The 7,469-nt window shown below is 72.5% G+C and carries 7 protein-coding genes, 1 rRNA gene and 1 pseudogene; 3 read left to right on the top strand and 6 right to left on the bottom strand.

Annotated elements, in window-relative coordinates:
- Positions 1 to 60 precede the first annotated feature (60 nt).
- Genes CHB94_RS22870 through CHB94_RS22885 form a run of 4 tightly spaced genes read right to left on the bottom strand, consistent with a single transcriptional unit; the run spans position 61 to position 4,107 of the window.
- On the bottom strand, positions 61 to 1,761 hold the full coding sequence (locus tag CHB94_RS22870; protein WP_303395996.1) for a ribonuclease J: 1,701 nt from the start codon (positions 1,759 to 1,761) through the stop codon (positions 61 to 63).
- A gap of 19 nt (positions 1,762 to 1,780) precedes the next feature.
- The gene (dapA, locus tag CHB94_RS22875) at positions 1,781 to 2,680 is read right to left on the bottom strand and encodes a 4-hydroxy-tetrahydrodipicolinate synthase (RefSeq protein WP_089338855.1); all 900 of its coding nucleotides are present in this window, start codon (positions 2,678 to 2,680) and stop codon (positions 1,781 to 1,783) included.
- Between the two features lie 9 nt (positions 2,681 to 2,689).
- Positions 2,690 to 3,301, bottom strand: a complete 612-nt coding sequence (locus tag CHB94_RS22880; RefSeq protein WP_254920872.1) for a dihydrofolate reductase — start codon at positions 3,299 to 3,301, stop codon at positions 2,690 to 2,692.
- A complete protein-coding gene (locus CHB94_RS22885) occupies positions 3,298 to 4,107 on the bottom strand; it encodes a thymidylate synthase (RefSeq protein ID WP_217899461.1) in 810 nt (269 codons plus the stop codon). Before CHB94_RS22885 ends, CHB94_RS22880 begins: the two co-directional genes overlap by 4 nt.
- 278 nt (positions 4,108 to 4,385) lie before the next feature.
- Between CHB94_RS22885 and CHB94_RS26865 the strand changes: the two are divergent.
- Positions 4,386 to 4,439 (top strand): annotated as a pseudogene (locus CHB94_RS26865) (DUF1232 domain-containing protein); the annotation flags it as partial.
- Here the strand turns inward: CHB94_RS26865 and CHB94_RS22895 are convergent.
- Positions 4,419 to 5,849, bottom strand: coding sequence for a winged helix-turn-helix domain-containing protein (locus tag CHB94_RS22895; RefSeq protein WP_368073876.1), 1,431 nt, complete (start codon positions 5,847 to 5,849; stop codon positions 4,419 to 4,421). The pseudogene CHB94_RS26865 and the gene CHB94_RS22895 sit on opposite strands and share 21 nt — an antisense overlap.
- 65 nt (positions 5,850 to 5,914) lie before the next feature.
- Between CHB94_RS22895 and CHB94_RS22900 the strand changes: the two genes are divergently transcribed.
- Positions 5,915 to 6,508 carry a GNAT family N-acetyltransferase gene (locus tag CHB94_RS22900; protein ID WP_089338857.1) on the top strand — a complete coding sequence of 198 codons (594 nt, stop codon included), beginning with the start codon at positions 5,915 to 5,917 and terminating at the stop codon, positions 6,506 to 6,508.
- Entirely contained in the window at positions 6,505 to 7,161 is a 657-nt protein-coding gene (locus CHB94_RS22905; RefSeq protein WP_089338858.1) for a DUF2461 domain-containing protein, read from the top strand. The genes CHB94_RS22900 and CHB94_RS22905 overlap by 4 nt, the downstream gene beginning before the upstream one ends.
- A 226-nt stretch (positions 7,162 to 7,387) precedes the next feature.
- On the opposite strand, the gene rrf is transcribed toward CHB94_RS22905, so the two are convergent.
- Positions 7,388 to 7,469: ribosomal RNA gene (gene rrf / locus CHB94_RS22910) — 5S ribosomal RNA — on the bottom strand; the annotation flags it as partial.

Below are 7,469 nucleotides of genomic sequence, written 5' to 3' on the forward strand. Positions count from 1 at the left end.
GGCCCCGCTGCAGGGGCCCGCGCCGAGCCTGCGAGGCGTGGGGGGGCAGCGGGGTCCTTCTCAGACCTCGAGGACGGTCGGGATGATCATCGGGCGGCGCCGGTGCTTGTCCGACACCCACTTGCCGACCGTCCGCCGGATCAGCTGCGACAGCCGGTGCGAATCGATCTCGTCGTCCTGGAGGGCCCGCTTGAGGTTGTCCTCGACCAGGGCCAGCACCTCGTCGAAGGCCGCCGGGTCGTCGGAGAAGCCCTTCGTCGAGAGGTGGACCGGCCGCACGATGGTGCGGGTCGACGGCTCGATGACGACGGTCAGCGCCACGAACCCCTCGTCGCCGAGTATCCGCCGCGCCTGCAGCGACTCCTCCCCCACGTCGCCGACATTGAGGCCGTCGACGTAGACGTTGCCGATCGGGACGCTGCCCACGATCGACGCCTTGCCGTCCACCAGGTCCACGACGACGCCGTCCTCAGCGAGGAGGATCCGGTCGCTGGTCATCCCGGTCTCCTCCGCGAGCGCGGCGTGGGCCCGCAGGTGCCGCCACTCGCCGTGCACCGGCATCAGGTAGCGGGGGCTGGCGACGTTGAGCAGCGTGCGCAGCTCGCCGGCCGGCGCGTGGCCGGAGACGTGCACGCGCGCGGTCTCCTTGTGCACCACGGTCGCGCCCAGTCGAGCCAGGCCGTTGATCACCTTGTAGACGGCGGTCTCGTTACCCGGGACCAGCGACGAGGCCAGGACGACGGTGTCGCCGGCCTCGATGGTGACCTGGTGGTGCTCGCCGCGCGCCATGCGCCCCAGCGCCGACAGCGGCTCGCCCTGGGAGCCGGTGGACACCAGGACGACCTGCTCCGGCGGCATGGCGGCGGCGTCGTCCAGGGACACCATGAGGCCCGGGGCCACCCGCAGGAGCCCGAGATCGCGCGCGACGCCCATGTTGCGCACCATCGACCGGCCGACCAGGGCCACCTTGCGCTTGTGGGTCTCCGCGCAGTCGAGCACCTGCTGGATGCGGTGCACGTGGCTGGCGAAGCTGGACACGATCAGCCGCTGCGAGGCCCTGGCGAAGACGTCGTCCAGTACCGGACCGATGCTCCGCTCCGGGGTGACGAACCCGGGGACCTCGGCGTTGGTCGAGTCCGACAGCAGCAGGTCGATGCCGGATGCGCCCAGCCGGGCGAACGCGCCGAGGTCGGTGAGGACGCCGTCCAGGGGCAGCTGGTCCATCTTGAAGTCACCGGTGTGCACGAGGACGCCGGCCGGCGTGTGCACCGCGACGGCGAGGGCGTCGGGGATCGAGTGATTCACCGAGATGAACTCGCAGTGGAACGGCCCGGCCAGGTGGTCGTCCCCCGCGGCGACCTCGACCAGTGTGGGATCGAGGCGGTGTTCGCGCAGCTTCGCTGCGACCAGGGCGAGGGTGAACCGCGAGCCGACGAGCGGGATGTCCTCGCGCAGCCGCAGGAGGTACGGGATGGCGCCGATGTGGTCCTCGTGCCCGTGCGTGAGGACGACGGCCGCGACGTCATCGAGCCGGTGCTCGATGACCCCGAAATCGGGGAGGATCAGGTCGATGCCCGGCTGCTCGGCCTCGGGGAACAGGACACCGCAGTCGATGATCAGCAGCTTGCCCTCGAACTCGAGGACGGCCATGTTGCGGCCGATCTCCCCGAGCCCGCCGAGGGCCATGACCCGCAGGCCACCGGCCGGCAGGGGCGGCGGCGCCTTCAGGTCCAGGTGGGGCTGGGTCACCTGAGCGCTCACCGGGCCGCACCCACCGTGCTCACAGGGCGATGCCGCCGGCGGTGAGATCGGCGCGCAGCTGCGCCACCTGCTCGGGAGTGGCATCGACCAGCGGCGGCCGCATCGGGCCGGCCGGAAGGTGCAGCTCGCGGAGCGCGGCCTTGATCATCATGGCGCCCTGCCCGCCGCCCATCACACCGGTGTAGACGGGCAGGAGGCTCTCGTTGACCGCGCGGGCCTTCACCAGGTCGCCGGACTCGACGGCAGCGATGAGCTCGGCCAGCCGGGGACCGACCAGGTGCCCGACGACGCTGACCACACCCACCGCACCGAGCGCGAGAAGCGGGAAGTTGAGCATGTCCTCGCCGGAGTAGTAGGCGAGGTCGGTCCGGGCCAGGGTCCAGGCGACGTCGCCCAGCCGCCCCTTGGCGTCCTTCACCGCGACGATCCGCGGGTGCTCGGCCAGCCGGACCAGCGTCTCCACCTCGATCGGCACCTCGGATCGGGCCGGGATGTCGTAGAGCATCACCGGCAGGTCGGTGGCGTCGGCCACGGCGGTGAAGTGCCGGAGCAGGCCGGCCTGCGGCGGCCGGTTGTAGTACGGAGTGACGACGAGGAGACCGTGCACGCCGAGGCGGGCAGCGGACTGCGCCTTCTCGACCGTGTGCGCGGTGTTGTTGGTTCCGACACCGGCGACGACGGTCGCCCGGTCGCCCACCGCGTCCATCACGACCTCGAGCATCGCGTGCTGCTCGCCGTCGCTGATCGTCGGCGACTCACCGGTCGTGCCGAAGACGACCAGGCCGTCGTGGGCCTGCCGGTCGACCAGGTGCGCCGCGAGCTCCTGCGCCCCGGCGAGGTCGATCGACCCGTCCTCCGCCAGCGGGGTGATCATCGCCGTGAGCACGCGCCCGAACGGCCGGGCGGGGTCGGTGGTCATGGGGAGAATCTACCCAGCGGAGGCGACAGTCCCTCGTACGTACTCCGCGACCGCATACCGCAGACCCGACGACGGGGAGAAGGACCAACCGGCGTCCGGCGTCCGTGCCACCCGTCGCCACCCGTCCCCGAGGGCAGGTGCCCAGGTGTCGCCCTCGACGAGCACATCGACGTCGGTGACCACCAGTCGATCGGCGTACGGCAGGAAGGCGGCGTAGACGGCGCCTCCGCCGATCACCCAGAGCGGGTCGTCGGCCGCGGCGAGCACGTCGGCGACGGAGGCCGCACGCCGCGCGCCCTCGGCCGACCAGCCGGGGTCGGACGTGAGCACGACATTGGTCCGGCCGGGCAGCGGGCGGAACCGCTCGGGCAGCGACTCCCACGTGCGCCGGCCCATGACGACGGTGGATCCTGTCGTGACGGCGCGGAACAGCTTCAGGTCCTCGGGCAGGTGCCACGGCAGGCCGCCGGAGGCGCCGATGACCCCGTTCCGGGCCTGAGCCCAGATCATCGCGATGGTGCGCTGCCCGATGGATGCCCTCGCCGGCTCGGTGCTCTGCCCGATGGATGCCCTCGCCAGCTCGGTGCTCTGCCCGATAGGTGGCTTCTCGAGCTCGGTCACACCGCCACGGCTGCCCGGATCGCCGGGTGGTGCCGGTAGTCGCGCAGGGTGAAGTGCTCGTAGGTGTAGTCGAACAGCGACGGCGCAGCAGCCAGCTCCAGGGACGGGAAGGGCAGCACGTCGCGGGAGAGCTGCTCGCGCACCTGGGCGGTGTGGTTGCTGTAGATGTGGCAGTCGCCGCCCACCCAGATGAAGTCACCCGGGGCGAGCCCCACCTGGTCGGCCACCATGCGGGTCAGCAGGGCGTAGCTGGCGATGTTGAACGGCACGCCGAGGAACATGTCGGCGCTGCGCTGGTAGAGCTGGCAGGAGAGCCGGCCGTCGGCCACGTAGAACTGGAACAGCGCGTGGCAGGGGGCCAGCGCCATGTCCGGGAGCGCGCCCACGTTCCACGCCGACACGATCATGCGGCGGGAGTCGGGGTCGGAACGCAGCGTCGACAGGACGTTCGAGATCTGGTCGATCTGCTCGCCGTCGGGCGTCGGCCAGGAGCGCCACTGGACGCCGTAGACCGGGCCGAGATCGCCCTCCGGGGACGCCCACTCGTCCCAGATGGTGACGCCGTTGTCGTGCAGCCAGCCGACGTTGCTGTCGCCGCGCAGGAACCACAGCAGCTCGACGGCGATCGAGCGGAAGTGCACCTTCTTGGTCGTCACCAGAGGGAATCCCTGGGACAGGTCGTAGCGGAGCCGCTCCCCGAAGAGGCTGACCGTGCCGGTGCCCGTCCGGTCCTGCTTCGGCGTCCCCTGGTCGAGGATTCGCCGCAGCAGGTCTTCGTACTGGGTGTCGATGGGTGCGCCGTCCACGGCCCGAGGGTACGGGTGGGCACCGACGGCATGCGCCGCCCGACCACACCGGCACCACCGGTCCGTCGGCTCCCGGCAGACTCGGGTGCGTGGACTGGTGGGAGGCGCTGCTCGCGGTGGTCGGTGGTCTGCTGCTCCTCTGGGGGCTGCTCCTCGGCCTCCTCTGGCGGACCCGGCCCCCGGACCTGACGGTCCGCGAGGCGCTGCGCCTGCTGCCCGACCTCGTCCGCCTGGTCCGCCGGCTCGCAGCCGACCGCTCGCTCCCCCGCGGCGTGCGGGTGCGGCTGTGGCTGCTGCTGGGCTACCTGCTCTCACCGGTCGATCTCGTGCCCGACATGATCCCCGTGCTGGGCTACGCCGACGACGTCGTCGTCGTGGCGCTCGCCCTGCGCTCGGTGGTCCGGGCGGCGGGGACCAGCGCCCTGACCCGCTCCTGGCCGGGCGGGCCGTCGGGACTCGCCGTCGTCCTGCGGCTGGCCGGCCTGACCCCCGGGCCAGGGCCCGAGCTGAGCACCGACGTCCGCCCGGACTGAGCCGGCCGTCCGTACGAGGTCGGCCGCGAGATCGCCCCGACCGGTGCAGACGACGTCGTCCAGCTCCAGCCAGTCGGCCATCAGCCGCAGCTCGTCGGCCAGCGCGTCGGCGACGAGCGGCCGGTCGATGCCGTGCTCGCCGTACACCGCCTGGACCCGCAGGACGCCGGCCTGCCGGTCGGCCTTGAGGTCGGCCCGGGCGACCAGCCGGTCACCGAGCAGGAAGGGCAGCACGTAGTACCCGTGCACCCGCCTGGCCGCCGGCGTGTAGATCTCCAGCCGGTAGCGGAAGCCGAAGATCCGCTCGACCCGGGGACGTTCCCAGACGAGGGAGTCGAAAGGGCTCAGCAGCGCACGGGCACGGATCCACCGGGGCCGCCGGGCCCCGGGGTCCAGCCAGGCCGGGGCGCCCCAGCCGGCCACATGGACGGGCAGCAGCTCGCCGGCGTCGACCAGCTCCGCGATCGCCGTGCGCGCGGCCGCCGGGCGGAGGCGGAAGTAGTCGCGCAGGTCGCGTTCGGTGGCCACCCCGAGGGCGCGGGCGGCGGTCCGCACCAGCTCGCGGACCGCGTCGCCGGGGTCGGGGGTGGGCGTGTCCAGCACAGCGGCCGGCAGCACCCGCTCGGTGAGGTCGTAGACCTTCTCGAAGCTCGTCGTCCGGTGGGTGGCAGTGATCGCTCCGGTGAAGAAGAGCCACTCGAGAGCCACCTTGCCCGCGTGCCAGTTCCACATGGTCCCGGAGCGCTCCGGCTTCTCGTCCAGCAGTTCGCTCGCCCTGAGCGGCCCGTCCACCCGGACGCGATCGAGCACCTCGGCGACGAAGCCGGGCTGCTCCCGCTGCAGCCGGACCATGTTGCCCCAGGCATGCTCCTCGGCCGCCGCCATCCGCCAGCGCAGGTGGGGGTGCAGCCGGACCGGCAGGAACGACGCCTCGTGCGCCCAGTACTCGAACACCGCGTGGCGACGGGCGGTCAGCTCGTCGAGGGCCGTGCGCGGATAGGCGCCGAGGCGACTGAAGGCGGGCAGGTAGTGCGACCGCGAGAGAACGTTCACCGAGTCGATCTGCACCACCGCCAGCCGCTCGGTGAGCCGGCGCAGCTGACGGGCGCCGACGGGGCCGGTCGGCCGCGGGTCGGCGAAACCCTGGGCGGCGAGGGCGATCCGCCGGGCCAGCCGGGCCGGCAGACGCTCGACCTGAGGTGCGCTCACGTCCAGCGATCCTGCCCGTCGGGTACGACGTCCGCCGGGACGACGACCCCGCTTACGCTGCCCGGGTGAATCCTGAGGCGGTCTTCCCGCGTGCCACCGGGTCCGCGGACGCGTCGGTGCGCCCGGCCCTGCCGGACGACGCGACCGAGATCGCCCGCATCCAGGTGGTCACCTGGCGGACGGCATACCGCTCCGTGCTGCCGGCAACCGTGCTCGACGAGTGGGATGCCGACGCCGCGACCGCGAGCTGGCGGTCCGCGATCACCTCTCCCCCGACTCCGGGGCACCGCGTCGTCGTCGCCCTGGAGCGGAACGTCGTGGTCGGCTTCGCTGCCTTCGGCCCCGCCGAGCTGACTTCCGGGGAGCTGCCGGACCCGGCGGGCCGGACGGCGGAGTTGACCACGCTCCTGGTGGAACCACGCTGGGGCCGCCGCGGCCATGGCAGCCGGCTGCTCGCCGCGGTCAGCGACATCGCGCGTTCCGGCGGCGCAGCGCGGCTGCAGGTGTGGCTGCTCGAGGGCGACCGGGTGTCCTCCGGCTTCTACGAGTCGGCCGGCTGGGAGCCCGACGGGTGGGCCCGCACGCTCGACACGGGGAGCGGCCCCCTGCGCGAGATCCGCTGGCACGCGCTGCTCGAGGACCAGGAGGCCACGTCGTGAGCTTCGAGGGCTTCCCCGACGAGGGACTGGTCTTCTACGAGGGCCTGGAGGCCGACAACACCAAGACCTACTGGACCCGGCACAAGGGCGCCTACGACGACCACGTGCGCGCGCCCCTGCAGGCGCTGCTGGAGGAGCTGGCTCCGGAGTTCGGCCCGGCGAAGGTGTTCCGCCCCTACCGGGACGTGCGCTTCAGCCATGACAAGACGCCGTACAAGACGCATCAGGGGGCGGTCGTCCACCCCGACAGCGCAGGCTCCCTGTACGTCCAGCTCTCGGCGGACGGGCTCATGGTGGCTGGTGGCTGCTGGCGGCTCGAGTCCGATCAGGTGGCCCGATACCGCCGAGCCGTCGCAGACGGGGTGCAAGGCCCCCGCCTGCAGGGGGAGGTGGACCGGCTGGCCGCGGCGGGCTGGGCGATCGAGGGACAGCGGCTGTCCCGGGTGCCCGCCGGCTACTCGGCGGACGACGAACGGCTCGAACTGCTGCGTCACAGGGCTCTGCACGCCACCCGGCGCTGGGTGCCCGAGGACTGGCTGCACGACAGGCGGGCGCTCGAGAAGGTGCGCACCGCCTGGCGGGATCTCACCACGCTGAACTCGTGGCTGGCCGACAACGTGGGCGCGACGACCAAGGAGCGCCGCAGCCGCTGACGCGGTCCGTACCCGGCCACGAATCCCCCTGCCACGAACTCCACGGTGCACGGGGCGCAGGCCGTCGGTGTCCGCGACGGACGGCCGCGGGCACGGCCTGACGGGGTCCGCGCGACACCGGCCCGTCCAGGCGTTGCCGGGTGCGCCGTTACGAGGACCCGTGCGCACCTGAACCCGGAAATGGCGAAGGGGCCCCAGCGGTGCTGGGGCCCCTTCGGGAATGGTTGTCCGGCGGCGTCCTACTCTCCCACCCCGTCTCCGGGGCAGTACCATCGGCGCTGAGAGGCTTAGCTTCCGGGTTCGGAATG

It is taken from the genome of Blastococcus mobilis (assembly GCF_900188025.1).
In the GTDB taxonomy this organism is placed as follows: domain Bacteria; phylum Actinomycetota; class Actinomycetes; order Mycobacteriales; family Geodermatophilaceae; genus Blastococcus_B; species Blastococcus_B mobilis.

Bases quoted from the DNA above. Each gene is read 5' to 3' on its own strand.
- dapA (WP_089338855.1), bottom strand. From the start codon at position 2,680: ATGACCACCGACCCCGCCCGGCCGTTCGGGCGCGTGCTCACGGCGATG.